At 59.3% G+C, this 25,467-nt stretch carries 29 protein-coding genes; 13 read left to right on the forward strand and 16 right to left on the reverse strand.

Annotation, left to right across the window (positions count from 1 at the left end; translation table 11 throughout):
• Window positions 1–149: 149 nt before the first annotated feature.
• The 4 genes from HBUT_RS03845 to tsaA form a co-directional block, all read right to left on the reverse strand.
• Window positions 150–869, reverse strand: a complete 720-nt coding sequence (locus HBUT_RS03845) for a DUF72 domain-containing protein (protein ID WP_011821905.1) — start codon at window positions 867–869, stop codon at window positions 150–152.
• A 526-nt stretch (window positions 870–1,395) separates the two neighbouring features.
• A complete protein-coding gene (locus tag HBUT_RS03855; protein WP_048061450.1) occupies window positions 1,396–1,860 on the reverse strand; it encodes a PIN domain-containing protein in 465 nt (154 codons plus the stop codon).
• The gene (locus HBUT_RS03860; RefSeq protein WP_052287748.1) at window positions 1,833–2,090 is read right to left on the reverse strand and encodes an AbrB/MazE/SpoVT family DNA-binding domain-containing protein; all 258 of its coding nucleotides are present in this window, start codon (window positions 2,088–2,090) and stop codon (window positions 1,833–1,835) included. Before HBUT_RS03860 ends, HBUT_RS03855 begins: the two co-directional genes overlap by 28 nt.
• 323 nt (window positions 2,091–2,413) lie before the next feature.
• Complete coding sequence (tsaA, locus tag HBUT_RS03865) at window positions 2,414–2,926, reverse strand: tRNA (N6-threonylcarbamoyladenosine(37)-N6)-methyltransferase TrmO (protein WP_011821908.1); 513 nt, start codon at window positions 2,924–2,926, stop codon at window positions 2,414–2,416.
• Window positions 2,927–3,212: 286 nt separating this feature from the next.
• Here tsaA and HBUT_RS03870 point away from each other — a divergent pair, with 286 nt between their 5' ends.
• From HBUT_RS03870 to HBUT_RS03885, 6 genes are all read left to right on the forward strand, one after another.
• Complete coding sequence (locus HBUT_RS03870) at window positions 3,213–5,108, forward strand: aldehyde ferredoxin oxidoreductase family protein (protein ID WP_011821909.1); 1,896 nt, start codon at window positions 3,213–3,215, stop codon at window positions 5,106–5,108.
• A gap of 244 nt (window positions 5,109–5,352) precedes the next feature.
• Window positions 5,353–5,514 (forward strand): hypothetical protein, encoded by a 162-nt coding sequence (locus HBUT_RS09510; RefSeq protein ID WP_153801382.1) that lies wholly within the window; start codon window positions 5,353–5,355, stop codon window positions 5,512–5,514.
• Between the two features lie 172 nt (window positions 5,515–5,686).
• Window positions 5,687–5,806 carry an NfeD family protein gene (locus HBUT_RS10130; RefSeq protein WP_420804949.1) on the forward strand — a complete coding sequence of 40 codons (120 nt, stop codon included), beginning with the start codon at window positions 5,687–5,689 and terminating at the stop codon, window positions 5,804–5,806.
• 102 nt (window positions 5,807–5,908) lie between these two features.
• Window positions 5,909–6,169, forward strand: a complete 261-nt coding sequence (locus tag HBUT_RS10000) for an SPFH domain-containing protein (protein ID WP_011821910.1) — start codon at window positions 5,909–5,911, stop codon at window positions 6,167–6,169.
• Between the two features lie 49 nt (window positions 6,170–6,218).
• Window positions 6,219–6,719 carry an SPFH domain-containing protein gene (locus HBUT_RS10005; protein WP_267195218.1) on the forward strand — a complete coding sequence of 167 codons (501 nt, stop codon included), beginning with the start codon at window positions 6,219–6,221 and terminating at the stop codon, window positions 6,717–6,719.
• A 423-nt stretch (window positions 6,720–7,142) separates the two neighbouring features.
• Window positions 7,143–7,982 (forward strand): DUF4234 domain-containing protein, encoded by an 840-nt coding sequence (locus HBUT_RS03885; RefSeq protein ID WP_048061451.1) that lies wholly within the window; start codon window positions 7,143–7,145, stop codon window positions 7,980–7,982.
• 37 nt (window positions 7,983–8,019) lie between these two features.
• On the opposite strand, the gene HBUT_RS03890 is transcribed toward HBUT_RS03885, so the two are convergent.
• Entirely contained in the window at window positions 8,020–9,381 is a 1,362-nt protein-coding gene (locus tag HBUT_RS03890) for a TIGR04013 family B12-binding domain/radical SAM domain-containing protein (RefSeq protein ID WP_011821913.1), read from the reverse strand.
• A 200-nt stretch (window positions 9,382–9,581) separates the two neighbouring features.
• Between HBUT_RS03890 and HBUT_RS03895 the strand changes: the two genes are divergently transcribed.
• Window positions 9,582–10,052, forward strand: a complete 471-nt coding sequence (locus HBUT_RS03895; RefSeq protein WP_011821914.1) for a hypothetical protein — start codon at window positions 9,582–9,584, stop codon at window positions 10,050–10,052.
• A 7-nt stretch (window positions 10,053–10,059) separates the two neighbouring features.
• Here HBUT_RS03895 and HBUT_RS03900 read toward each other — a convergent pair whose 3' ends face one another.
• From HBUT_RS03900 to HBUT_RS09235, 7 genes are all read right to left on the reverse strand, one after another.
• Window positions 10,060–11,619, reverse strand: coding sequence for a B12-binding domain-containing radical SAM protein (locus HBUT_RS03900; RefSeq protein WP_011821915.1), 1,560 nt, complete (start codon window positions 11,617–11,619; stop codon window positions 10,060–10,062).
• Between the two features lie 132 nt (window positions 11,620–11,751).
• Entirely contained in the window at window positions 11,752–12,774 is a 1,023-nt protein-coding gene (locus HBUT_RS03905) for an ATP-binding protein (RefSeq protein WP_011821916.1), read from the reverse strand.
• A 294-nt stretch (window positions 12,775–13,068) separates the two neighbouring features.
• On the reverse strand, window positions 13,069–13,404 hold the full coding sequence (locus HBUT_RS03910) for a PIN domain-containing protein (RefSeq protein ID WP_011821917.1): 336 nt from the start codon (window positions 13,402–13,404) through the stop codon (window positions 13,069–13,071).
• 135 nt (window positions 13,405–13,539) lie between these two features.
• The gene (locus HBUT_RS09230; RefSeq protein WP_083756318.1) at window positions 13,540–13,917 is read right to left on the reverse strand and encodes a PIN domain-containing protein; all 378 of its coding nucleotides are present in this window, start codon (window positions 13,915–13,917) and stop codon (window positions 13,540–13,542) included.
• An 84-nt stretch (window positions 13,918–14,001) separates the two neighbouring features.
• Complete coding sequence (locus tag HBUT_RS03920; RefSeq protein WP_011821918.1) at window positions 14,002–14,307, reverse strand: AbrB/MazE/SpoVT family DNA-binding domain-containing protein; 306 nt, start codon at window positions 14,305–14,307, stop codon at window positions 14,002–14,004.
• A gap of 199 nt (window positions 14,308–14,506) precedes the next feature.
• Window positions 14,507–15,736: an MFS transporter gene (locus tag HBUT_RS03925; protein ID WP_048061453.1), complete on the reverse strand. Its 1,230-nt coding sequence runs from the start codon at window positions 15,734–15,736 to the stop codon at window positions 14,507–14,509.
• Between the two features lie 502 nt (window positions 15,737–16,238).
• A complete protein-coding gene (locus tag HBUT_RS09235; protein ID WP_153801383.1) occupies window positions 16,239–16,379 on the reverse strand; it encodes an antitoxin AF2212-like protein in 141 nt (46 codons plus the stop codon).
• A 97-nt stretch (window positions 16,380–16,476) separates the two neighbouring features.
• On the opposite strand from HBUT_RS09235, the gene HBUT_RS03930 reads away from it, so the two are divergent.
• The 6 genes from HBUT_RS03930 to HBUT_RS03955 all read left to right on the forward strand — a co-directional run bounded on the left by HBUT_RS03930 (window position 16,477) and on the right by HBUT_RS03955 (window position 20,820).
• Window positions 16,477–16,788 carry a hypothetical protein gene (locus HBUT_RS03930; RefSeq protein ID WP_011821920.1) on the forward strand — a complete coding sequence of 104 codons (312 nt, stop codon included), beginning with the start codon at window positions 16,477–16,479 and terminating at the stop codon, window positions 16,786–16,788.
• A 133-nt stretch (window positions 16,789–16,921) separates the two neighbouring features.
• A complete protein-coding gene (locus HBUT_RS03935) occupies window positions 16,922–17,914 on the forward strand; it encodes an aldo/keto reductase (RefSeq protein WP_228546765.1) in 993 nt (330 codons plus the stop codon).
• Between the two features lie 115 nt (window positions 17,915–18,029).
• Window positions 18,030–18,854, forward strand: a complete 825-nt coding sequence (locus HBUT_RS08900) for a class II glutamine amidotransferase domain-containing protein (protein WP_011821922.1) — start codon at window positions 18,030–18,032, stop codon at window positions 18,852–18,854.
• Between the two features lie 768 nt (window positions 18,855–19,622).
• Complete coding sequence (locus HBUT_RS03945) at window positions 19,623–20,000, forward strand: hypothetical protein (RefSeq protein WP_048061454.1); 378 nt, start codon at window positions 19,623–19,625, stop codon at window positions 19,998–20,000.
• A gap of 96 nt (window positions 20,001–20,096) precedes the next feature.
• Window positions 20,097–20,435 carry a hypothetical protein gene (locus HBUT_RS03950; RefSeq protein WP_011821923.1) on the forward strand — a complete coding sequence of 113 codons (339 nt, stop codon included), beginning with the start codon at window positions 20,097–20,099 and terminating at the stop codon, window positions 20,433–20,435.
• Window positions 20,317–20,820 carry a hypothetical protein gene (locus HBUT_RS03955; protein WP_011821924.1) on the forward strand — a complete coding sequence of 168 codons (504 nt, stop codon included), beginning with the start codon at window positions 20,317–20,319 and terminating at the stop codon, window positions 20,818–20,820. The genes HBUT_RS03950 and HBUT_RS03955 overlap by 119 nt, the downstream gene beginning before the upstream one ends.
• Window positions 20,821–21,001: 181 nt before the next feature.
• On the opposite strand, the gene hypF is transcribed toward HBUT_RS03955, so the two are convergent.
• The 4 genes from hypF to HBUT_RS03975 form a co-directional block, all read right to left on the reverse strand.
• Window positions 21,002–23,317 (reverse strand): carbamoyltransferase HypF, encoded by a 2,316-nt coding sequence (hypF, locus tag HBUT_RS03960; protein ID WP_011821925.1) that lies wholly within the window; start codon window positions 23,315–23,317, stop codon window positions 21,002–21,004.
• 3 nt (window positions 23,318–23,320) lie between these two features.
• On the reverse strand, window positions 23,321–23,584 hold the full coding sequence (locus tag HBUT_RS03965) for a HypC/HybG/HupF family hydrogenase formation chaperone (protein WP_011821926.1): 264 nt from the start codon (window positions 23,582–23,584) through the stop codon (window positions 23,321–23,323).
• A 103-nt stretch (window positions 23,585–23,687) separates the two neighbouring features.
• A complete protein-coding gene (gene hypD, locus HBUT_RS03970; protein ID WP_011821927.1) occupies window positions 23,688–24,902 on the reverse strand; it encodes a hydrogenase formation protein HypD in 1,215 nt (404 codons plus the stop codon).
• A 176-nt stretch (window positions 24,903–25,078) separates the two neighbouring features.
• Window positions 25,079–25,444 carry a DUF134 domain-containing protein gene (locus HBUT_RS03975; protein WP_011821928.1) on the reverse strand — a complete coding sequence of 122 codons (366 nt, stop codon included), beginning with the start codon at window positions 25,442–25,444 and terminating at the stop codon, window positions 25,079–25,081.
• Window positions 25,445–25,467 lie beyond the last annotated feature (23 nt).

Here is a 25,467-nt window from a genome sequence, read left to right on the forward strand (position 1 = left end):
CCATAGGCTTGCCCAGCCTCACTATCACCCTAAACCCTATCGTGGCGCCGCCAGGCGCTCCCCTCGCCCCGGGCCGTGTCGGGTATCCATGCTGTTAAGGCTCCAGTCCTCCAGGGGGCGTAGCGCCTGGGCGAGCTGTTAGCCCCTGCCTAGGATTGCTTGGCAAGCTCCACGAGTAGTTTGAGCATTCTTCTAGCATTTTCGAGCATGTCGTGGTCGTTGTTGAAGAATACGTAGATCCTCCTGGGGTTCAGGGCTAGTACGCGCTTGGCATCCTCGAGCAGCTCCTCGTCCGTGTAGTTGTGAGCGTACCACAATACTCTACCGTGCATCCGGAGGTAGACAGTATCGTTACTCGCCGCTATGTAGACGCCTATGGGGGAGTCCACCGAGACAAAGGTGGCGCCTATCCTCCGGCAAACCTCTACGCCTAGACCGTTCTCAAACCAGCTCTCGTGCCGAAACTCTACGGCCATCCTCTCCCCGAGCCCGGCCTCGGCTGCGAACCGCTCAAGCCTCTCAATGTTCTCGCTGGTGGCCCGGTAGCTCGGGGGGAGCTGGAACAGGTAGAAGTCCACGAGGCTGTCGAGGGGCTTGAAGAGCTTGTGGAACCTCTCCCAGACACCCAGCGCGTTCGGGTTCAACCGGTGCACATGGGTTATTCTCCGGTGGACCTTGACGGCCCAGCGTAGCTCCCGGCCCCGCCGGGCCCATGAAGCAACCTGGCTCGGGAAGGGGAACCTGTAGAACGACGCGTTAAGCTCCACCGCGTTAAGCCCACTATGCCGCACATACCAGTCCAGCGAGCCCTCCAGGTTCCAGTCGTAGAGCCACCCCGACGTACCAACATAGATGCCGATCTGCGGCAAGTACGAACCCTGGAGAGGTGTAGAGTGCTTGCCAGCGTAGAGTGTGTTCCGGTAATCGTTAACACAACGGTTAGCTAGCAACTCTCGTGCCGCGGTCGCGCATGTGCCGGACAGTCCATGCGCCTAGTTACCCACGGGAGCGTAGTGGCTGTGCCACTGTCTAGCAGCTCCCAGGCGTTGACATAGTAGGCTTGCTTCTCAGGACAGATAATACTAGCATAAAAGTTAGTAAAGTTAGGTTAGTGATAGTGGCACATACGTGGCGTGGCTTCCTGGCCGGATGCCCCCTCTGGGAGGGGTATGGCGCGTCGTTTGGTGTTAGGTTACCGCCTAGCACTGTAAGGCCCCTTACACAGCTTCCTGAACATGGCGATATAGCTGCCCACTACGTGGTGGTGAATGGTGAGCTGATTACTCTTCACCTGAGCATTCTTGGGTATTAATGTATTGCCTGGACGTTCAATGCTAGCCCGGCATGAAGCCGTCAACACCCGTGACAGACATGATTGAATGGTTTAATATATCTCTAACCTTTTAAGAACTGGCTTTCTATCAGTATCGTGTTTGTCGGGTAGCCATGCTTCTCGAGGAATTCTAGGAGCTTGACGTCCCGGGTTAGCAGGTGGAGGCCCTTGGTGAAGGCTGTAGCGTAGATTAGCGCGTCTATAAGGTCTCGGAGGCCATCCCTGCGGAGCCTTGCAGCGAGGAGCCACGCCCTAATATCCGGGTCGGCCCTGGCATAGCCTGCTGCTATCGCTGTAATCCCCTGCTCTACCACGTGCTCGGGCACACCTAGCTTCACAGCCTTGGCTAGTGCTTCCAGCAGCGAGAAGTCTGAGTAGTAGAGCTCCACACGCCCCCGGCTCCGGAGCAGCTTTAGCCTCTCGAGTACCGGTTTTACACCTTCCACATCGACGCCGAGGGTTGGCAGTATGTAGCTAGTGTCGAGGAGTACGCGTTGCACTACCCCTCCAGCTGTTCTTGCTGCCATTTCTCGCTCCACTCCTCAAACTCTTCAAAAGCTACGCGAGCATACTTTGGACCCTTCAGCGCCAGCTCCAGCGGATCGTACACTGGCGTCAACACTATACGGCTGCCCTCGAGATGGAGGAGCAGCTCGCAGCCCTCGCGGAGGCCGAGGCGCCTCAGCACATCCCGGGGCAAGTATACCGCGCCCTTGCTTGATAGCTTCACCCGGAAAACTATACTGCTACCTTCCAACCCTATGATCCACCCGGGGAAGATTAGTATCGTCCAGGCTTCATATACCATTCTCCCGGTGCGACACTAGTCGGGCCCGGAGAGAGGAAAGCCCTCGGGGTAAGCCTTGCCAGGCCACGGGGTAGCGGTTCACCGCTACCACTGCTTAAATGCAAGGCATCAAATAATAGTCAATGATACCTAACGTAGTCACTGAGCATAAGCCTTTCTCGCGTCGGCCGAATACTGGGATTAGCTCAGCAGCATCAGATACAAGAGTGCTACGAGGATAGGCACCCATAGCTTTGCCCAATACACTTACCTGTGAATACATGTGTACTGTGCTAGCATGGTCCAAGCCAGGGTACAAGCTGCGAGTAGAGGCTGCTTTTCCTCTCCCACTCCTCTAGGAAGTCGCGGCTGACACGCGGCCGTTTAACAATGTCATAGTAGTCGTAGGGCTTTATGTCGAGAACTGGGGTTCCCGTCCACGCGTCGATACCTCTAACCCTTAGCCTTGGGCCTCTGAGCTCGACAAGCTCTACGACAGACACAGCTATGGGGTTTGGTCTTGGGGGATATCTGGTAGCAAAGATGCCCAGCTCTCTTCCAGTAACGCGGTGTTTGAGTTTTAGCCTAGCCTCTTTCGCCTCGTGGAACACGTAGACGATTATTAGGTGCGAGTATTCCTCTAGTCCCTTCAGCCCCTCAACGTACTCGTCGAACACTCTAATGGTGCCTATAACCTCGTACTTACTCTTGAGGCGTTTTCTCTCTGGTTCTTCGGGCTTCGGAAGACCCTCTTCAACTATGCCTATGGGTCTAAAGCAGTACAATTCGTTGTTCTGGCATGCCATACTGTGGAACCCGTTCAGCCAACTACAGCGGTGATGGTATTATTGTTACTGTAGAGGGTTTGCGTTGAGTAGGGTCCATGTCGCATATGGCTGGAGTTCAAATTCTAGTTTGCTGTGGCGGGCTAGCGGTTATGCCATGTGTGTTAATATGATGGCTTTCAGCTATATCGTCCATGATATTCCCAACACAAGCTCTCAGGAGGCGGCATCCCATGGTACCCTATAAGGCTTAACTAATCCCCCTCTGCTCACAGACGTGGAAAACTGCACGTATGGGTGGTAACTGGTGCTAAAGGGTTATGCTGGCCGGGTTGGATTTGTAGACCTATCCGCTGGGAGAACGTGGATTGAGCCTCTCGATGAGCGTGTGGCAGAGCTGTTCATTGGTGGTAAGGGCTTCCTCTACTACTACGGGTTCCGGCTGATACCACCCTCCGCCGACCCCTTGGACCCGAACGCTAATGTGCTCGTGGTTGCTCCGGGCGCCCTGGCGGGCCATGCCCCTGCAGCGTCGAAGATAGGGTTCCTGGCTAAGAGCCCGCTCACTGGCATACTCTGCGACACCTATGCCGGCCAGGTTTTCGCGTCGAAGCTGAAGCTAGCGGGGTTCGACGCCCTCGTAGTGCTTGGAGCTTCGGATGAGCCGGTCTACATCTACGTGGAGAACGGGAGGATAGAGATCCGGGAGGCGGGGCACCTCTGGGGGAGCAGCACGTGGGACACGTTCCAGGCTATCCGGAAGGAGACTAGGAGCGGCGCTAGCGTCGCGGCGATCGGGCCGGCGGGGGAGCGGCTGGTACGCTTCGCCAACATAATGGTGGATGGGTTCCGTGCAGCTGGACGCTGCGGTCTCGGAGCGGTGATGGGTGCTAAGAAGCTGAAGGCGATAGCTGTCTGGGGCGGCAGGCCGCCCGAAAGGGCCGACCCCAGCGCATGGAGGGAGACATACATCTCCATCTATAGGAGGGTGCGGGAGGACGAGCCTACGAGGCTATGGGCGAGGTGCGGCACCAACGACGGGGTAATGTCCTGCGCCCGGCTAAGCATGTGCCCGGGCTGGCACTGGAGGAGGCCCTGGCTCCCCCAGGAAGAGGCCGAGAAGCTATCCTGCAGCGAGGTGCTGAAGAGGGAGGCCCCGAAGAGTCTCTACCGGGAGCATGCAGGCTACCTGTGGGGCTGGGGCTGCCCTGTCAAGTGCAGCAAGCTCATAGTGGTTGGGAGGAAGGGGCTGGAGCACATAGCTGTTAAGCCAGAGTACGAGAACCTCGCTATGCTCGGCCTCGCAGCCGGCATCCTCGACGTGGACAGTGTAGCCTATCTCGAGTGGCTCGTGAACAGCCTGGGGATGGACAGTATAAGCTTCGGCGAGACCGTTTCCTGGCTGATGGAGCTCTACGAGGACGGGCTCGTGGCCAGGGAGGATCTGGCAGGGCTAGGCAGGGAGCCGCGCTTCGGCGACCCGGAGGCGGTGGCAGAGCTGGCCAAGCTGATAGCAGAGCGCCGCGGCATAGGCGCAGTGTTAGCGGAGGGCGTCGAGAAGGCAGCAAGGATACTCGGCAGGGGCGCCGACCGAGCCCTACACGTCAAGGGGCTAGAGCCGGCAGCGTGGGACCCGCGGGGCCGCCGGGGCCTCGTAGTGAGCTATGCCACGGCAGATGTTGGTGCTAGCCACCTGCGAGGCTGGCCGAGGCCTCACGAGCCTCCGAGCAAGGGCCCTGCGAGGGAGACAGTTGAGAGCATGATAAGGGACCGCGACTGGAAAGCACTCCTAGACAGCCTCGGCCTATGCAGCTTCGTCCCATACACCAGGGAGGAGGTGGAGAAGATCTACAGGGCCGTGACCGGCAGGGATGCAAAGGCTGACGAGCTTGTACTTGTGGGCTGGAGGGCGGAGGCGCTAGCAAGGATACACGCTGCGCTAGCAGGCAGAGTCCCCGAGGGCGACAGGCCGCCGAAGAGGTGGATGGAGCCCATACCCGAGGGCCCCCTGAAGGGTGTAAAGGCGGCGCTAGACTGGGACGACTTGCGGGAGGCGCTGCGAGAATTCTACCGACTAAGGGGCTACCACGAGGAGTACGGCGTGCCGCTACCCGAGACCCTCCAGAAGCTCGGCCTGGAATGGGCAATACCCGAAGCCGAGAAGGCCCTGGAAGAGGCTAAACGCCGCCTCCACCACGGCTGAAAAGGGATGGCCCACGAGGTGGCCGTCCTTACCCGCTTTTTTCCACTTTCACGCCTTGCTCATCGGGGAGCTAGCAGAGCTAATCCGCATACCACAGCGGGGAGCCATGGCCACAGCTTGGCTGGGCGCGGGCCAGGGCGGGGCTTAGGCTGGGGCTAGCTTTGCACGCTCCATGAGCACCATCCTATACGTCCTTTACCCTTCCGGAGAGAATAGGTGGGCCACGGGTGGGGCTGGAGACGCCTTGGACCCGTTCACTGCGGGCGTCCTACTAGTCATAGCTGGTATAGTGTTGATACTCGTGGAGATAACTGTGCCAGGCTTCATGCTCGCGGTACCCGGCACGCTAGCGATAATCTATGGAGTCATGCTCATAGTGTTCCCAGGCCTCGCGAGCGTATGGTAGGGCCCCTGGCTAATGGCTGTTCTCACCCTGCCACTATCAGCTGTAACAGTGGCCCTCTACCGCCGGCTAACACATCAGGCAAGGTTGAAACCACGAGCTACGAGGGGCTCATAGGTAAACCGGTATAGTCATCCGGGAGGTTAGGCCAGACAACATCAAGGGCCTTGTCCGCATAGGCAGCGATGTCTGGTCAGCAACAACCAGGGGCAAGCCCATACCACGCGGCACTAAGGTACGCGTAGTAGGCGTAGAAGGTGTCCACCTGATAGTCGAGCCCGTAGAGGAGGCTTGAAACGGCTAGGGGAAGGAAAGGGCGTTTTAAGGCTTGAGCAAGCCGAAAACGTAACGGGTGCAGAACTTCCTCCCCCTACTGTTTGGGAGGGCGTGACAAACATTGAACGGTGTAGCTGCTCTCCTAGCTCTAGTCCTTGGAGCCCTTGTATCAGCGCTTGTCGCTCTAGGCATCCGGGTCATTAGGCCCTGGGAGGTTGACATCTACATTCGGCTCGGCAAGTTCATGGGCATACTGCGGCCTGGTCTCCACTGGGTCCCTCCGTTTATAAGCAATGTATACCGCATAGACCTCCGCACACAAGTAGTCGACGTGCCGAAGCAGGAGGTTATAACGAGGGACAACTCTCCAGTCGTAGTATGACGCTGTTATATACTACCGCGTCATAGACCCGAAGAAGGCCTTCTTCGAGATCGAAGACTACCGGACCGCAGTTGTCGCGCCGGCGCAGACAACGCTGCGAAGCGTAATAGGCGACATGGAGCTAGACGAGATACCCTACAACCGCGCTGCAATAAACGCTAAGCTCCGCAGCATACTCGACGAGGCCACGGATAAGTGGGGCGTCCGGGCCGAGAGCATCGAGATAAGAGAGGTTGAGCCAAGCCCCACGGTTAAGAAGGCTATGGAGGAGCAGACGGCAGCGGAGAGGGAGAGAAGGGCAGCAATACTCAGCGCTGAGGGCGAGAGGATGGCCATGATACTCCGAGCGCTAGGCGAAGCCCAGAGGCTGAGGATACTAGCAGCTGGAGCATCAGCACTACACCCAGCCGCAGTAACGGTCCTCGGCCTAGAGACGCTAGCCAAGCTAGCAGACACACCATCAACAAAGCTGGTCCTACCATACGAGCTAACCCGCCTAGCTGAGGCAGTAGCAGCACACCTGGGTGCTGCAGCAGCCCAGCCACCATAGCTCGTCGAGCTCGAGAAGCTGGAGGAGATAAACAAGAAGCTCGAAGAGCTACTAGGCAAGCTCCCAAGCATAGAGGAGGTAACAAAGGGGATCCAGCAGCTCCGCGAAGAGGCGAAGAAGGTAGAAAGCCTACGCAATGTGCTAGCAGGAGAGGAGGTACGCCAGCTCATAATGCGTAAGCCTGAGGAGGAGAAGCAAGGCGGCTAAACAAGAGGAGACATTCGGCGCAGAAGAGGCCATAGCAGAAGCCGGGGGAGGCTACACCACGCAGCCCCATCGGGCAGCCATGCGGCTGTGAGGAGGCTTGGAAGGGGCGAGCCTCCCTGGAGAGGCTGTGAGCGCAAGCGGGGAGCCGAGCCCCCACTGCACCCCACACTTTTACCCCCAGCCATTCCATAGATGGGCCACGGTGAGCCCCTGGTATTGGCTTCCAGCGGTATCGCGCAGGGCTACCTGGCGAACATCCGTAGCCTCGTTGAGAGGGCCAGGGAGACAGACTACGTTATGCCCATCTGGCTCCCATACCTGCCACTACTGATAGTGCTTGCATCAATGTTCGGCATATTCATCGTTCTTGCTGCTTCGGAGGCTAAGCCGGTGTGGGAGATAAGGCATGGCGAGCCCGGTTTTGCGGTAGGCGAGTACAGCAGAGACAATGTCGAGTTCGCGCTCGATATCGGGGCCATATTCTTGTTCCTAGCCATGCTTATCGCTGGGCTAATAGTGCAAGCCTACGTCGTCTACAAATGGATTGACCGGAGGAACAAGCATTTCGCTAGGACGCACGCCCTCTACGAGAACATTGTCGAGTACCTGGAGGCACTGGGTATCCAGGAGCCCGAGATAGCCCAGATGAGGAGCATCGTGCAGGAGATGAGGTACCGCGAGCCGCACCGCAGCCCAGTGCTCTGGTTGATACTCATCATAATCCCGGTAACAATTGTCAGCCTGATAGCCCAGCTCTACGTCTACCACTTCCTCACAAGAGACTACTACGAGCACGAGGTCCGGGAGCAGATGTTCTACCGGCAGCTCTCGGAGCTGCTTAAGCGCCACGGGGTATACCTTGAACCGCCGGAGCAGACCGTGCCAGACCGCAACACGGTCCTATACATTATACTGTCGATAGTCACGCTGGGCCTATTCTTCCTCTACTGGGTCTATGTGATGACGGAGGATCCCAACCGGCACTTCACAGCCCACAGCGGCGTAGAGCAGAACCTCATCCGCGCCCTCGAATCGCTAGCAGCACCAACAGCCTAAACCCGCATGTAGGGCCCTACGGCGCTGTTTTACCCTCCTACCCCTCCATCTCCCTCGCTATGTCCCGGTATGCTGGTATTAGGTTTGCAAGCTTCGTCCACGTCTCCCGGCAGTAGCTCTGCTCGGGTAGGGGCCTCGGCTCCGGTGTCGGAGCAGGGTCGATAGCTATTGTACAGTAGACCCTCGGTGCTATCTGCTCCTGCTCCTCCCAGTCGCCCTCCAGCACGCCTCTGCCTAGGAGGCGTCGTATCGCCTCACGGTACCTGGGGTGCACAGGTTTCGGCTTCGCCTTGGCGAAGGGGGTGCCTGGCAGGGGTATGAAGGTGTGGAGCCTCAGCTGCGCCCCCATCTCTGCTAGCTTGTACATCGCGTCCACAGTCTTCTCCACGGCCTCCTCGTCCTCGCCCGGTAGGCCGAACAGTATGTCCACCACGGGGCGGAACCCATAGCGGACCACTAGCTCCACTGCCTCGAAGACCTGCTCCACTGTGTGACCGCGGTCGGAGACCTCTAGCACCCTGTTGTCACCGCTCTGGAGCCCCAGGGCTATCCTCCGGTTGGCGGCGAGCCGCTTCACAACCTCTAGCACCTCGGGCGTCACGTACTCAGGCCGTGTCTCGCTAGGGAAGGTGCCCAGGTAGGGTATACCCCCGGCTCTCCGGACGGCGGTGAGGAGCTCCTCTATCGCCTCCACGTTGGGCTCGCCGGGCCTCCTCGACATGTAGGCGAAACCTATCGGCGCCACGAACCGTATATGCTTCTTGCCGGCAGCCACGTAGTCCCTCACAGCCTCCTCCACAACACTGGGGCTACGGTACCTTACGCGGGCCTTGAAGAGCCATGGCACCTGGCAGAACCGGCACCGGAACGGGCACCCCCTCATAATCTCTATCGGCGGGTACAACCTATACCTCCTACTATGCGGCATATAACTGTCCAGGTCCACCAGCTCGATCCTCGTAATGCGGAACCTTCCATCATCGCGGAGCGCTATGTTTGGCACATCATCGAGGCTCCTCTCGCCGAGAAAGTGCTCGGCAAGCGCCACTACCGTGTTCTCGCCGTCACCCACGACGGCTGCGTAGACGCCCATCCTTAGGAGCTGCCAGTAGGCGCCCTCAGCGTGGGGCCCGCCAACAACCACAGTGAATCTCGCAGTGTTGCGGGCTAGCTCTGGTAGCAGGTCGAGGAAAACAGGGCTGGAGAGACCGTAGAGCAGCACCACCCGGCGCCCACGCCTCTCAAGCTCCGCAGCAACAGTGGCGGGGTCCTCCTCGACGAGAACCATGTCCACGCTGCGTCCGAGGAGCCCAGCAGCCTCTAGCGCTGAGGCTAGGTGTGCAAAGGCGTTCCGCGCGCCGTAGACGCTCCTAGCGACAAACACTAGGTCGGCAGGCATCCCCGGCCAGCACCCTCCCAGCAGTTCTCCAGGCTAGTGGAGGGCTATGCGGCAACCGTCTATGCATGTATCGTAGCCCAGCAGCTGCCACCGTCTACGCGGCAGGCTGCTGTACGGCTGCTGTGGGGGTTACAGCTGGTTTAATTGCCTCCCCACAAGTATCCCACAGAAAGGTAACGATTTAAGGTGACTTTGATGTCGTGGCCGTCCAGACACTATTCCTCGAGGAGCTAATGGGCCCCATAGGCCGCCTACTCTTCCTAGTAGCAGCCTGGCTCCTCATATGGAATACACAGATGACCGTGGCTGAGGCCCTGGTGAGGGATCTAACCAACGGCCTCTACCTAGCCTTCGACAAGGTGAGGAGGTGGGCTGGGAAGGACGTCATGAAGCTGTATTTCACCATGTGGTCAATCTACATAGCGGTATCATTCATCCTCATAGCACTACAGTACTTTGTGCCGGGTGCAAACCCCTTCGCCTACGTAAAGCTGGCAGCATTGCTATCCTTCCCGCCGATAATACTCTCATCACTCTACGCGGCTGTGGTGTTGCTGCGCTTCAAGAAGCTCCTGGACAAGCCGCTGCTAGGCCTACTCAAGCCTAACAAGCTAGCGGTCATGGCGCTGGCGGCAGCGGTATACATGGCTGTAGCGGGGGTAATCGCCTGAGCCTCCTCTAGCCCCCACCATGTTCCACGCTGTTCCCATTCTCCGCCTCGGCCGTCGAGTAGGTGTAGGCCCGTTCTAGCGCCTTCAGTGGCAGGCCCAGCCTCACCAGGCGGTGCCAGCGGGGCTCAACAGGGCCGTAGGCGTAGCGGTCTAGGTTCACGCCGAGGCGCCTGGCTGCCGTCCATAGCTGGCCTAGGCGGCCTCCCAGCCGGGCCCACTCGTCGACGAGCCTGGCGACCGTCTCGTCGCCCCTCGCAATCACCGTCTGGGCGTAGGCGTACCTGTAGCTCAGCGGCTCCACCGTCAGCACCTTGCTCTGGGCGCGGCGGAGGATCCTCACGCGGCGCTCGTAGGTGGCCCGGTCTATCAGCCGGTGGAACTGCATTGGTGTGTGGGGCTTCGGCACCATGGGGTTAACCGTGACCCGGATCGCCTCCCGGACCGGCGGCGCCCGCCTACTCAGCTTCTTCAGGGCCTCCGCGTACTCCTCCACGTCGCGGTCCGTCTCGCCCGGGAGGCCCAGCATGAAGTAGAGCTTGACGTGCATCCTCCGGGCCCAAGCCCACCCCGCGATCTCCTCCACCCTGTCGTAGCCTATGCATTTCCCTATGCCCCTGCAGAGCCGGGGGCTCAGCGTCTCCGGCGCAACCGTGACCACCCTCTGGCCAGCCCGCGCCAGGAGCTCCACACGGTCCTCGTTCAGCGTGTCGGCGCGTAGGCTCCCGATACTCGCCTCCAAACCCTCCCCGATCACGTGCTCGAGCAGCCTGTCGGCGGCGGGGTGGTCGAAGAAGCTCAGCGCGTAGAACGCGACGCGCCGCACACCGTTAGCCTCGACGCCCCGCTCAATCAGCTCCAGGAGCCTGCCGAGGCTGCGGTATCGCAGAGGCATGAGGAAGTGGGCCTCCATGCAGAACCTGCACATGTAGGGGCAGCCACGGCTAGCCTCAACCATGTAGGCTTCGCCCCAGGGCTCCCCGCTCCCCGGCACACGGAACTGCACAGTTGAGTGGAAGGCTGAGTCGAGATCGCGCACAACAACCTTCTCGACCCCCTCGCAGCCCGGCGCCAGGAAGCCAGGCCTACACTCGAGCTCCTCCAGCGCCCTCCACGGCCCGTGCTCGTAGGCCTTCTCGGCGAGGAGAGGCAGGAGGGGCTCAGCCTCGCCAACCGCGACCAGGTCCGCAAACTCCAGAGCAACAACCGGGTTCATGCTCGCGACGGGCCCACCCACAACAACCAGGGGGCCCTCGCCGCGCCTCATCTCTCTGCGGAGCAGGGGGAGCCCAGCAGCGTGGAACAGCCTGCCAAGCGTCACATAGTCCAGCTCATAGCTCACCGGGACAACCACGACATCGAACTCCCTTAGCGGCCGCCCAGTCTCAAGGCTGCGGGGAGCCGGCTCCGGCCCAGCCATCGACCTGGCCACTATACGCTCGGCATACACGTACTCGAGACTGTTGAGCAGATAGTACATGTTCTGGTAGGCGAGGCTAGCCACAGCAGCCTCGTATATGGCAGGGTATAACAGCCCGACACGGAGACAGTCCCGGCACCGCTTAACCACAACACCATGCTCACGCAGCAGGAACCACCCACGCTAGTATCCGAGAGCCAGCTACACTTGTACCCCTAATAGCATAGCAGCTGCTGGAAGAGAAGGGCTTGTGGCTGCAGCGTTTCTACTGCTACCACTACATCACCATGCGGGTGTGCCCAGTTGGCCCTGCAGATGTTTCCGCAATAGTATGCGGTATGCTGGGAGCTGCCATGCATAGTACCTGCCAATGCCTAGCTCTTGGTTGGCGGGTATGGATTCGCCTGTCAGCGTGGCTATAGCCTTGTATATGAGGAGATTGTGTTCCACGAGAAGCTGGCCTACCTGCTGGAGCCCCGGCGTGGCACTAGTGATAATGCTATCTGGATCCTCGAGCACCTCGCGGAGCTCAGCTAGGAGCCCGCGTGCCTTAGCCTCGGCGAGTACCGGCACGATAATACTGGCGTCGAGATCCCTAAGCCACGCCTTGATGTTCCACTGGTAGACAGTGGCGATCTGTATAAGAGCCCTGGGATTACCACCCGTAAACCTCCAAACATCCCCAACGAGTTCCGTGCCGGGAGCCCCGAGAAGCCCTGCAAGCTCCTCGAAGCCCTCACGGGGCAGACCCCATAGAAGCTTCACTGACACCCATGTAGGGTGGCGCTTCAGCTTCTCCAGGCTCAAGCCCTCACTCGTAGATGCAACCACGAGCACCGATGCTGGATTCTTCTCGGCCAGATCATACTCCACGAGCCTTAGAAGACTCTTAACATAAGCCTCGACAGAGTCGAGACCCAGAGGCCGAGCAACATCGTCCACAACAATAACAACATGCCTCCCCTCAACAAGTCTCCTCTCAATACTTGCCAATACACGGGCGACAGCATAGACGAGTATAACACCCAGCGGCCCGCCGCCAGCGCTGCGCACAGCATCCAGAATCAGGCGGCGAAGCTCATCCGACCCGGCAACAGCACGTCCAGGATCACGCTCCTCCAGGGCATCAATATATGCTACCAGATAGCTGCTATGCTCCCTCAGCCGGGCAACAAGCTCCCTCAACAGCCTAGTCTTGCCACAGCCCTCCGGCCCATATAGGTAGATCGGGACCCCAGAGCCGCGCTCGGCAAGCCCGAGAAGGATGGACAGCTCAGCAGCCCTGTCAACAAATCTAACATACACCCCTAAACCACCTGGCCAGCGGGACGCCAGGGCATGAAGTCCTCGTGGACGCCCAGGGGAGAGACCTACAAGGCCTTCACGCTTATACCTTCCCCTACACCCCTCCATGCATTGAGGAGTATCAACTCTTGGAGGGCCCCCTAATAGACCTCTAGTACCGCTAGCCGGGGCGAGCCGCCAGGTACTATAGCGGGATTCAGCAAGTATACATACTCCGTGTGGCCAGATGTCAACCGACATATGCGGCGGTGTACGGCTGTACCCGGGTTGTGGAGAGGTTTGCTCCTAGCCACACTATGCGTGTCCCTCCTCGTCCAAGCCTTCCCACTGCATGCTGTGGCGATGGGCGAGAGTCTGTCCAGGGGCTCGGTGCTCCAGTACGTGCTCTCCACGAACGAAACTGAGGGCTCCGTCACCCTGAACGTTACAGCAAGTAGTAGACAATATTATAGCCGTTGAGGACGCTGCTGTGCACACTATGCCTTCGACGGTGTATCCGTGCTCTCTGAGGAGCTCTATGAAGTTGTGGTCTATAATTAGCAGGGGGATGTTCTCAGTCCTGGCAGCTGCATAGTGTAGCGCGTCGATGTAGTTGCGGTGCCCTGCATGGTATATCCTGGCGGCCCCCATTACGCCTTAGCCGCGGCACGTAGGTCGTGGGTTCTGCGAATAACCCTAATCCATATCCCTGCACTGCCAAGCCTGCGATGCAGTCCAGGGTCTACGGCTATAGATAAGGGCTCATGAGGGTGAGTTGGGGTCCGTCTACCTTAGTCTTGGCAGTATCTCCTCCCACGACGGGACCGCTGGGGGTTTGGGTGCTCCACGGGTGTTCTGTAGACTGTGGAGCTCCCTATCCTCTGTTAGGAGTACAGCGTTGTAGTAGCATGCCGTGGCGTATATCATGCGGTCGAAGTAGTCCCTGACGCCCATTGCGAGCAGCTTGTCGGCCACCTCATCTACAGCACTATTCGTGGTTATCGTCTCGTGCAGCCTATCCTCGGCTTCTAGTGTTTCGAGCCCCGCCCGGTACTCTGCGAGTAGCCTCTCACGGAGATCGGGGCTGCGCCTGGCCAGCCGGAGAATTATCCACTTAGCCTCTACGAGGAGGAGCGGCGTATAGTAAACCTCGTATGCGTCCAGGAGCCGGGGAAAGAGCTTCTCATAGTCTCGGAGTCTTACTTAACGCCAAGGACCGGGAGGAGATAGGTAGTGTCGAGGAGCAGCCTAGCCATAAACCCCCTCCTCTGCCTGGGCCTCCTCGCTGAGCCTCTCAGCCCCCCCAGGCTCGAGCTCGACAACTGTACGCCGGATCTTCTCCTCAAGCGGGGTAACAGGCTTTATAACAAGCTTATCGCCGACAATGTAAGCCCTAACAACAACCCCCTCTCTAATGCCGAGCCTCTCACGAAGCTCCCTCGTAGTATAGATCTCGCCGCGCCTCCCGACACGCAGAGTAAACGCCTCCACAGCAGCCGGAACCCCCGACACACCGTAGACGCGTCGGAATAGTATAAACCTGCTCTGAAGCACAGCTCCTCCACCGGCAGGCTAGAGAGATGATCAGAATAATACTATCCACGCCTCGAAGCGGCAGCGCCAACACATGGAGACACCGTAGCACAGGCTGCAGGGTACCGCGTAGACGGGGCCATAGCACGACCCCTCGGGGCCGGGAGCGACAGCACTAACACTCTGAAATGCTATGGTGGCGTCTGTATCCATGCCCTCCTTAGCCTCTATGCGTGGCGGCTGTGCTGCGCTTTCGCAGGTGGTCTGGGAAGAATGCTGCCAGCATTGAGAGGGCGGCGGTGTACAGTAGCGCTGTCACCCTCAGGGGGAGCTCCACGTCGATGTCAAGCAGGGCGCCGCCAACGCTCCTCCCCAGCCCCACGGGGACCTGCCACGCCAGCCCGAGGAGCGATGAGCCGCGGCCCCTCAGCTCCCATGGGATGAGCGACATCTGGAACGCCTGGTAGAGGGGGCTCGCCACGTTCATCAGTATGGTCCTCACTATGTACAATGCTGCTGCCACGGGGAAGCTATCCACGAGGGTCATCGCCACGAGCAGGGGTACGCTCGAGCCGGTGAGTACTAGGTATGTGCGGAGGGGGCCTCCCACCCTCCTGCTGAACCTGGGCATGTAGAGTGTCAGCACTCCCATAGCAGCCTCCTGCACGCCGAACGTCGTCCCGAGCTCGGCGCTAGTCACGCCGTACTTGAGGGCAAAGTAGTAGTCTATATTGTGTATGGAGAGGGCCGCGCCGAAGCCTATCACCAGCTCGACCAGGAACAACTTGTATATCGTCCTCCACGGCACAGACACGCGTCTCCTCGGCCCGTCCACCCCCACCGCACAGGCAGCCCTGGGCTCCCTGACCCGCGCGTAGAGGGGGAGCGTCACGGCGAGCAGGACAGCCGCCCCCACAGCCAGGAAGAGCCTGTAGGACTCCAGCAGCGGCGCCCCCGTAGCACGGGAGTAGATGATGGGGAGCCAGCCCATGAAGCTCCCCAGAGCGCCGCCGAACAGGTTGGCCGCGTTCATGTAGGAGAAGGCCTTGTCAAGCTCCGCGTCCGGAGCCGTCCTGCTAACCAGAGCAGCCACCGCAACCCAGACAGCCCCACCCCCAAACCCTGACAGCACCGACGAGGCCAACGCGGGGTAGAGCCCGCCAAGCGAGAGAACAGCCGCCCCCACCGACCAGGAGACAACACCAGCAATAATCACCCCCCGGGACCCATACCTGTCGGAAACCCAGCCACCCACAAGACTACCAGCAACAGACGAGAACACCGACACAGAGCCTATCACGCCGTAGAGCGTCCCGCTAAACCCCTGGCCCCGGAGGAAGGGCGCATACACGCTCCAGAGCAGCCCGCCAATCACCTGCGACGCAAACGCAGCCACCAAAACCGGCCAGAGCCTATCCAGCCAATCCTCCCCCATACCCCACACAACCACCCCAAACACACCATGAAGCTAAAAAAGTTCAACCACACGACCCACAAGTAATGCCACGCCACCACGTGACGTACCATAACGGACACAACAAATACAGGATAGTAGCACATGCTAACGCAAACACACATGCACACCGTCTCCAGGCAGAAGCCACAAAAGCCACCGGCTCGGCAGGTGGCGAGAGAGCCATGGCGAAGGCCTAGGCCCGGCAGCCCAGCCCCAGCCGAACATCCTGTAGAACAGGTCCCTACCAACGTAGAACCCTAGCACGACAAGCTACACCGGCATCCCGGCAGCCCGCCAAGACACTCTAGCTCTCCACGAACTCTCTGAAGCGCTCAGCTTCATCCAGGAGATAGAAAGCATCTACTCCGGCCCTTCTAGCATTAATATCTAGCATTAATAGCTTGCACCCTATCGTTTGCCGCGAGTGGAGCATCTAGCACGCTAGCCAAGCCTATCCCTCTCCCAGCTGAGGATCTCGCCGGGCTCCTCACCGCCTTCACCAGGCTGCGGATCTGCCTGGCAAACACGACATATCCTCGTAAACCTCGAGGACAACCTCCTTACCCTCCCGCAGCTCTAGCCTCCCAAGAAGCCTCAGCACAACCCCCTCATAGCGGGCACGGACGACACTAGGCATAAACCCCAACCCCCTGTCTCTCCAACAGTGCTGCACACCCTTGTTCCACTCTTATTATGTAGCGTATACCGCTATCTATCATGTGTGGGGAGTAGCGTTGAGCGGTTATGTGGAGTTAAAGGTGCCCAGGAGTGGGCTGCAAGTGTTGCTGAGGGCTATCGAGGCTAAGGCTAGGAGGCTAGAACTAGAGATAACCGCCACGCTAAGCAGAATCAGAATGTTCGAGGAAAAGTATGGGATGAAATCTGAGGAGTTCCTGTCACGCTACATGAGAGGAGAGCTAGGCGACAGGGAGGAGTATATGGAGTGGTATGGAGAGCTAGTGTTCCTAGAGAAGGCAAGGAAGGAGCTAGAGGAGCTGAAGAAAATTGCGGGCACAGCCTCTCCGAGAATACCTGGAAAGGGTTGAAGCTAAGATAAAGGAGCTAGAGCCACTAATTTCATCCCTCCAAGTACATGTAGAGTAGAGAGCGCCTACTAGGCTCGTCCTAAAAGGCGTAATTTCCGGATGGTTTTGCGTGTTTGTGGGGGTTGGCGGGCTGTTGTACGTTGTTCTTGGCCGTAGCGGGTTGAGGGTTTCGCGTGTAGGGCTTGGATTGTGGCAGGCTGGTAGCCGGCTGTGGGGCGGCGTTAGCTTGGGCGATGTTGTTGCTGCTGCTGAGCGCGGCCTCGAGCTTGGCTTGAACCTGTTTGATACCGCTGAGCTGTATGGTGCTGGTAGGAGTGAGGCTCTCCTCGGGGAGGCTCTGCGCCGCGCCGGCGCCCGTGACGGTGTTGTGGTTGTCACCAAGGTTGCTGGGTATCGTGTCACGTGGGCTGGTGTTAGGAAGGCGCTGGAGGGTTCCCGGCGGCGCCTCGGCAGGAGCCCGGACATAGTGCTCTACCATTGGCCTCCACCTGTGCCCTTCACTGTGTGCCGTGTTGTTAGGCTGCTGGAGCGCGCTGTGGATGAGGGGTTGGCGGCGTATATGGGTGTAAGTAATTTCAACGCGCGGGAGCTCGAGGAGGCTGTCCAGTGCACCCGGCGCCACGAGATAGTCGTGGACCAGGTCCACTACAGTATTGCCCACCGTGTCCCGGAGAACCGGCTGATACCTACGGCGCGGAGGCTCGGCGTAACAGTCATGGCGTGGGGGCCGCTGGCAAAGGGCGCCCTCGCCGGGAAGACCAGGGCAGACAACATGGCCCGGAGGCTTGACCCGGTATTCCGGGAGGCGGCGAGGGACGACAAGCTATTGGAGACGCTGAGGAGGGCAGCTGAAAAGCTGGGCGTCAGCATGGCCGTTGTAGCACTAGCATGGCTTCATGGCAGGGGCGTGGTCCCAGTAGCTGGCGTTAGGAGGCCACGCCACGCCGAGGAGGCTGCAAAGGCTGCTAGGACAGAGCTACCCCCAGAAATCGCGGGAGAGATAGACGAGGCCTCCAAGAAGTATGTAGCGAGGTGGGGTACCTGCTACAACGAGTTACACTGGAACAGGTACATCCCACCGCCACTCCAACACCTCATCTACCGGCTCATCCTGAGGGGAATCTAGACAGCTCCTACGCCACGGCAGTAGGGCCAGTAGCCCCGCCCCCTATGGGAGACCCGGGAAAGCCTAATCACCCTTCCCCTCCCGCTGGGTAGTGTGGCGAGGCCTCTTGTGCCGAATGCTCGGCGCCGCGTGGTTCGGCGCAGAGGGCTCCCGGCTAGCCGCGCGGCTGGCAGGACTCCTCTACGAGGCGGCCCGGAGCGACCCCCTCCTCGAGGCCATCACGGGGGATGCCAGGCACTGCCACGGCTACGGCTACCTGCTGGTCTACAGTGATGGGCGTGGCTGGAGGATCCTATGGGAGCGTTACGATGCGGCAGACGAGCTCGGCCCGGGCGAGGAGTCCTGCAGAGCCAACCTCGACGCGCTGGGCTGGGCTGCCGAGAGACTGGCAAGCCTCGTCGAGGGCACGGCTAGAGGCGTACTGATGCTCCACGCCCGGCGCGCCAGTAGAGGCGAGCCCCGCGGCTCCCTCCACGCACACCCCTACCTGCACGGCATACCGGGCCGCAACGGCTACCGCATGCTCGCACTCATGCACAACGGAAGCGTGCACAAGGACGGGCTAGCCCTACTACTCGGCGTAGACCCGGCAGCCTACACCGACACCCACCTCCTAGCAGTATGGCTCGCGAGGCAGCTAGGCACCGGCAGAACCATGGAGGAAGCCGTGAGGGAGGCCGAGAAGTACACGAAGACAGCCCTAGACATAGTCCTAGCAGACATAGCGCCAGGCCCAAGCATAAGCCTCTACATCTACTCCCACCTCCCAGAGGGGCTGGACGCCAACAGGTTAGAATACTACAAGCCAGTAGTATTCACAGCCGGAGAGGCGAAAGGCTACATGTCCTCGACACTGAAACTCCTAGCCGAAAAGAGGGGCTTGAAACTCGAGACAGACGAGACAATAGGCAAGCTCTACCACGTAAAAGTTACAGGGTAGCAGGCAACACGACACCACGTCCACGCCGATAGACACCACGGACCAGTACACCGGTAGAGGCTTCGGCCTCGCCCTCGCTCATCACCCGCTGGGGCTCAGCCCCCTCCAGACCGCCTCCACACAGCCGCCAATGGGGTTTCAGCAGCACACGCCTCCCCTATTCTCACTAGATGCCACGCCACAATACTGCTAGCGCACGAGCCCAACCACAGGCGTTAACGAGTACAGTCGTGCCATACATGTCCATATCGGTGGCCCCGCGCCCGCTAGGGAAGCATGTTCAACAACATCGTTATAGGGGCGAGGAACTACTATAGCCTGAATGTGAGGGTGTGATGACCCGTCCACCTCCTGCTGCAGAGCCCAGGAGCGGAGGGCTGTGAAGTATTTGGGCGCCGCTGACCCCTGCAAGGGGCAAGTTGTAGACCATGATGGCGGCTTTGGCGGGCGTTTCTCCCAGCTGCCTGCTAACAGCGCGGGCTACAAGCCGGCCCCTCAACCGGCAAGCTACCCGAAGCACCATTACCCCTACAAAGCCATAGCCGTGGATCGCTAGTCCCTGCAGACCGAAAAGCCGCATGCCTCTACCAACCTCTTGTTCACCTCTGGTTCTTAACCTCAAACCCTCCAGCCGTATGGTCCCAGCCCGGTACCGCCTCTTGCGGGGTAGGCGAGGGAGAGGATGGAACACATCCCCGCCACGTACTGTGATGGGCGACTTGTCGCCCCTGCAGAGATCGAGCCCCCAGTAATCTCCCGGGTGGATGGTTGGAGCGCCTCGCGTCTTGCTTTAGACGCCACATGCCGGGGATGCTTGTGCTGCTCAACACGGTCTCCGAGCAAGAGTATGGTGTGCCGTTTCCCGTACTGCTCGCCGAGCGTAGCGAGGCAGCGCTGCTGCCCACATGGCTTCCAAGTATCTATCCATGTGCCGCCGCTACGCCATCTGCTCTGATGGTGAGCATAGCACTAGGCTATTGTCTGCCCCTCGCTAGCTGGACGCCCCGGCTGGGGCTCGTGTTATTGGTGTGGGCTCCCCATCCCCTAACTCGCAAGGTTCTACTATACCCTATGGGGCCTACACGGCTGCGTATGCTTGCATTACTGGTTACTCCCTGCTGCCGCCGCTGTGCTGGCAGTGCATAGTGGTGGCCGCGACGGTGGCGTGGCTACAGCTCGCTTGTCTAGGGGAGCGGTACCCGTATCACCCGGGGCACTAATACCTCCCCACGGGGCTCCTGGATGAGCGAGCTGCAGCGGCTCGCTAGGCTCCTCGGAGAAGCCTATCGCTCGCTGCGCGAAACACTAGACGTCTTCAGCGATATAACCCGGGGCATCGAGGAGCAGCTACGCAGAGAGTTGCTCAACGCCCTATATCGGTTCCCGGAACCCCGGACCCCCAGCCGGGAGGAGCTCGAAGCTGAGATTAGAAGGCTCCTAGGCCTCAAGGAGGGTGAGAGTCTTGGAATACTCGCCGGAGAAAGGCTTGATCGCCGTAGCGCTAATACCGAATCCCAGCTGCGAACCCGGCCAGGCGATACTAGAGATAGCGTCGAGGCTGGACGGGAGAAGGCTGGGTAACTGCCTGGTAATAGAGGCAGATATGGACGCCATATCCCTCGCAGACATCGTCGCCGACCACGGTGCTGAGAGACTTGTTATCCTAGGCCCGCTAGACGAGCCCGACAAGCCCCAGGGCATACTGAGGCTGGGAGAATACAGCTACATCCAGCCCGACGCTATCGACCCCGAGGAGCTGGTGAGTAGGCTCTGGCCGAATCTCACCGGCAAACTCTCCATACGAGACTACATTGAGGCTCTACGCTTCTTCCACAAGGGCGTCTTCGAGGCCTACGCATGCAATACTGCTGGCGGAAGGATAGACCGCGAGACCTGTAGAAGACTTGTCGAGGACTGGCTACGAAGGCTTTGCAGAGTCCATGGAGAGCAGGATCAGCGGCAATAACGGGCTAGAATCCCCACGCCAGCACGCAGCGGCTGATGCCACAGCAGCTCTGCTAGGAACAATGTATGGCTTGCCATGGCCAAACATGGCAGTCCCCGGACGGGCGGGGAGCGCTCATATGCTCCGGGGAGGCCTTGGAACGGGGATTGTGGTAAATAGTCTGGCTAGAGTCCCGGGCTTGTCACCTTGTTTTGGCTGCTGCCACTATTATTTGGCCTAGGGCTATTCCGCCGTCGCCTGGCGGCACCTTGCCAGGTATGTGTACTGTTCTACCATACGCCTTGGCGGCGTCTGCCGCACCCATGTAGATGTAGTCGTTTACTGCTGCACCGCCAGAGATGAGGAGTGGTTTATCGCGAGCCCCGTCATAGTTTTCTAGCACTGTCTCGGCCAGGTGGCGGCCAACCCAGTACATCACCGTGGCGGCTAGGTGCCAGGGCTCCACACCCTCTTCCAGCTTCTCCACAACCCATTCCAAGACCCGTAGAGGGTCGAGAGCGCTGAGGCCCTTGTAGCTTGTTGCTGGCGGCTCGTCGGGTAGTGGTTTGCCGCCGTGGCGTCTAGCATAGGCCTCTAGTACTATCGCTGGTTCACCCTCGTAGGTCCTCCTATACCTTAGGCCTAGGAGTGCTGATACCGCGTCGAGGAGTCTGCCAGCGCTGCTTGCTAGTGGTGTACGGTTGCTCCTGGCAAGCTTGTAGGAGGTTACTGCTTCCTCCTCACTTATCCCCTTGCCAAGGTGGCCCATCTTCTCGAGTAGCTGTAGTATCTCGTCCAGGCCCCAGCCCTGGGATAGTATGCCTATGAGTATTCTTAGGGGCCTCTTGGTGGCTGTATCGCCGCCCGGCAAGGGGAACGGCTTTATGGTACCAGTTCTCTCAAACCCTTCAGCACCAGCGATCATGGCCTCGCCACCCCATATAACGCCATCCACGCCGTAGCCTGCACCATCAACTGTTACCGCCGGGACGTAGTCCCATGGATCCAAGCCAGCATCAGCAGCTGCAGCTACGGCGTGGGCGTGATGATGCTGAACCTCGACGGGCTCGGCATCTAGCTCTTCTGAGAGCTTTGCAGCTAGCCGTCTACTCTCATAGGCTGGGTGCATGTCGAGAGCAACGCTACTAGGCCTCAGCCCATAGACTCTTATGAGCCACTTTAGCTCCTCCTCCAGCTCCTCGAGCTGGCCAGGCTCGTCGAGGTCTCCGATGTATTGTGTTAGCACGACCTTATCGTCAAAGCTTACTGCCCCAGCTGTTTGCAGGTCGGCTCCAACCGCTACGTGCTCCCCGACGCTGCGGCTGATACGTATCCATTCGGGCGCGTAGCCCCTAGCCCTCCTTAGGAGTACAGGCTTGCCAGCCGTGAAGCGTACAACACTGTCGTCGACACGGTGTACTATCTCCCTGTTATGCGTGAGTATGTAGTCTATTTCGCCGCCCAACTGGTCCAGGATACACTCCACGGTCCTGCACATCGGCATTCCGTGGCGGTTCCCGCTAGTCATTACTAGGAATCCGTCCCGCACCATGTGGAGGAGTAGGAGGTGGAGCCCAGTGTACGGCAGCATGATGCCCAGGGTGTCCAGGCCGGGGGCCACAAGCGGGGATACCGGGGCATCATCACGTTTTGGGAGTAGGAGTATTGGGCGGCGGGGGCTTCGGAGGAGCTGGCATGCATGGGCGTCAAGCGCCACCAGCCCAGCAGCCACACTACAATCCCTAGCCATAAGCGCTAGGGGCTGGGTGGGCCTGGACTTGATCCTCCTAACCCGGGCCACGACCTCGTCGTCTGTTGCAAGGGATGCTATGTGGAAGCCACCAACCCCCTTGACAGCGACAATATGGCCCTCATCTATCAGCCTTGCAGCCTCCGCAACCGGGTCTTCAACGTCTAGAGGCTCGCCACGACCGTCCAAGAGGATGGTTTTGGGGCCGCAGCGGGGGCAGCTGAAACCCTGCGCATGGTACCTCCTAATATTACCCATGTCCTCGTAGTCGCGGCGGCACTCCTCACAGAAGGGAAATTCTCTCATAGCAGTGTTTTCACGGTCATAGGGTATGTCGTACATCATCGAGAATCTTGGCCCACACCAGGCACAGCTGGTCCAAGGGTACCTGTAGAACCTTGTACCAGGCTCCAGGACCTCCCGGGCGCACCAGTCGCAGATGCCGAAGTCCGGCGGTATCATGCTTCGCTCCTTTCTGCTACGGCTACTCTTCTCTATACGAAACACCGTGAGGCCACGAGCTGGTACCGGCTCGACACGCATCTCCTCTATGATGGCTGGTGGTGGCTTCTCCTTCTCCAACAGGCTCACAAACAATCTAAGGCTGTCTGGCGGCCCCTCAACAAGTATTTCTACCTCAGAGCCGCCCATGTTGCGGACGTAGCCGGCGAGGCCTAGCCTCTCAGCTAGCCGGTGTACAAACGGTCGAAAGCCTACACCCTGCACGAGGCCTACAACACGTACCCGTAGTGCTTCACGGTTAGCCATACGCTACTTGCCCCAAACCATTTTCTCTATCTCCTCGGCCTTCTCCTCCAGGCTCCGGAGAAGCTCCTCTATTTCTCTAACCTGTTTCTCAAGCTCATCCTCTTTAACCTTCTCGATTATAACACCTGCATGCACCATGACCATATCGCCGGGCTTTAAGTCGCTGATAGCGCTAGCATACACCTCTCTAACAACACCATCGTGAAACTCTACAATCGCGATATCCCCGCGAACCTCCTTAACGAAACCGGGGACAGCCAGACACATACTAGCTACACCTCCAACTTAGAGGGCTTGTCAACAGTGCTATAGGCGCTGCGGCCGATAAAACCACCAGTATAAAGGAGAAGGTGAGCCATAGCTTCAACCCCTATGCGAGCCCCAGCTCTCTCGCTATCTCATCTGCTAGTCCTCCACCGCCGAAGCGGGCCCAGACGCTACATGTACCCTCGATACTGACCATGCAGGGTCCGTAGGGTGTACCTGGCGTACATACCTTCATGAAGAGTGGGCAGTCCGTCGGCTTGGCGAGGCCCAGGGTTACCTCGGCGCAGCGACAGCCCGGTGGAAGGTCGTAGCTCCACTCTTCGGGTGTTAGCTCCTTTATCCCGTACTGGTACATGGCGTCGTACCGGCGGTACTTGTCGCGGAAGGCTAGGCCGCTCTGTGGCACAAAGCCTAGGCCGCGCCACGCAGCATCGGTGACTTCGCAGCACTCATTGATGTAGCGCTGTGCCACCGTGTTGCCCTCCCAGCGGACTACACGCTTGTACTCGTTTATGAGGCGTGGCCTCCCCTCAGCGAGCATGGCGAGAATGTGGAATATTGCTAGGAGTATATCATGGGCCTCAAACCCTGCAACAACAGTGGGAACACCGTATTCCCTCGGCACGAACTCCCACGCCTTCGCACCAATAACGGCCGAGACGTGGCCTGGCGCTATAACACCGCGTATTGGGGCGTTGCGGTGACGCTCAAAGGTGTAGCGGAGTATTGGCGGTGTGAGTCTGTGCACATTTATGATCGTAAGGTTTTCTGGTACAACACCGTTAACTAGTGGCGCTGCTACAGCAGGCGCCGTGGTCTCAAACCCTACCGCGAGAAACACGGACTCTTTGCCATCCCTCTTAGCATGCTTCACAGCATCCATAAAGCTGTAAACCACTACCACATCGCCGCCAAGAGCACGAGCCTCCTCTAGGCTACGAGGACGTCCCTTATCGCCGAATGGACGGCCCGAGCCAGGCAGCCGATATGCATCGCCGTAGGTGTAAACACGGATCCCCTCTAGGGCAAACTTTATCGCAATGTCGACGTAGTAGGCGGGTGTTATGCAGACAGGGCAGCCGGGCCCAGCGACAAGCTCAACACCCTCCGGCATGAGGCTGCGGATTCCATTCCAGACAATGCTGTGTTCATGTGTGCCACAGAAATCCATTATCTTGATGGTGCCGCCGACACGTCTAATAGCAATAGGCGCAACTCGGTGTATAAGCTCTACAAGCCGGTCAATAACCTTCTTGTCAACCCTCCAGAGGCCGTAGAGGTTCACAACCTGCTTATCCAGGGTTGACGGGTCCTCCAAGCCATCAAACCCCGGACACCGCGATAGCTTGCAACTCGCCAATATAAACCTAAACACGAGTGAAACGGGGAAGTGTAGGCCATCTTTTTATAGTTCGCTTCGAGTAGACAAACTAGACGGCTAGCACGCATCCAGGGGGCGTTTCCTTCCGCCTTTCTCGGTGCTCCTGGCTACTTCTAGCTCCCCCGCTCTCTATCGGGTTTTTCCTCGGGGGCTACTAGCACGAGGAGCTTGCCCTCTATGAGTGCCTGGACAAGCTTCTTACGGCCGCTCGCTAGCGCTCTCCAAAGCGTACCCCGGGACACGTTCATCTTCTTCGCGGCCTCCTCTTGTGTAAGCCCCTCGTAGTATACTAGTCTCAGCGCCTCCAGCTCGTCTGGCAATAGGTAGACAGGCTCGCTAGGTATCGGCCTTCCCATCTCGTCTACGGGAACGAAAGCGCGGACACGCGGGCGGAACCATATCAGCCGGGGCTTTGGTGGTCTCCCCGGCCGGCTCCATGTCCACCGCCAGCGCCAGGGCCCGCCCGGCATACCTGCCATGTCCTCGTACACCCTGGGCCTGT

Origin of the sequence: Hyperthermus butylicus DSM 5456 (genome assembly GCF_000015145.1) — an archaeon.
In the GTDB taxonomy this organism is placed as follows: domain Archaea; phylum Thermoproteota; class Thermoprotei_A; order Sulfolobales; family Pyrodictiaceae; genus Hyperthermus; species Hyperthermus butylicus.

Bases quoted from the DNA above. Each gene is read 5' to 3' on its own strand.
- HBUT_RS03950 (WP_011821923.1), top strand. From the start codon at position 20,097: ATGAGCGAGCTGCAGCGGCTCGCTAGGCTCCTCGGAGAAGCCTATCGC.
- HBUT_RS03910 (WP_011821917.1), bottom strand. From the start codon at position 13,404: ATGGGGGCCGCCAGGATATACCATGCAGGGCACCGCAACTACATCGAC.
- HBUT_RS08900 (WP_011821922.1), top strand. From the start codon at position 18,030: ATGCTCGGCGCCGCGTGGTTCGGCGCAGAGGGCTCCCGGCTAGCCGCG.
- HBUT_RS09235 (WP_153801383.1), bottom strand. From the start codon at position 16,379: ATGCCTAGTGTCGTCCGTGCCCGCTATGAGGGGGTTGTGCTGAGGCTT.
- HBUT_RS03975 (WP_011821928.1), bottom strand. From the start codon at position 25,444: ATGGCAGGTATGCCGGGCGGGCCCTGGCGCTGGCGGTGGACATGGAGC.
- tsaA (WP_011821908.1), bottom strand. From the start codon at position 2,926: ATGGCATGCCAGAACAACGAATTGTACTGCTTTAGACCCATAGGCATA.
- HBUT_RS03855 (WP_048061450.1), bottom strand. From the start codon at position 1,860: ATGGCAGCAAGAACAGCTGGAGGGGTAGTGCAACGCGTACTCCTCGAC.
- HBUT_RS03965 (WP_011821926.1), bottom strand. From the start codon at position 23,584: ATGTGTCTGGCTGTCCCCGGTTTCGTTAAGGAGGTTCGCGGGGATATC.
- hypF (WP_011821925.1), bottom strand. From the start codon at position 23,317: ATGGCTAACCGTGAAGCACTACGGGTACGTGTTGTAGGCCTCGTGCAG.
- HBUT_RS03890 (WP_011821913.1), bottom strand. From the start codon at position 9,381: ATGCCTGCCGACCTAGTGTTTGTCGCTAGGAGCGTCTACGGCGCGCGG.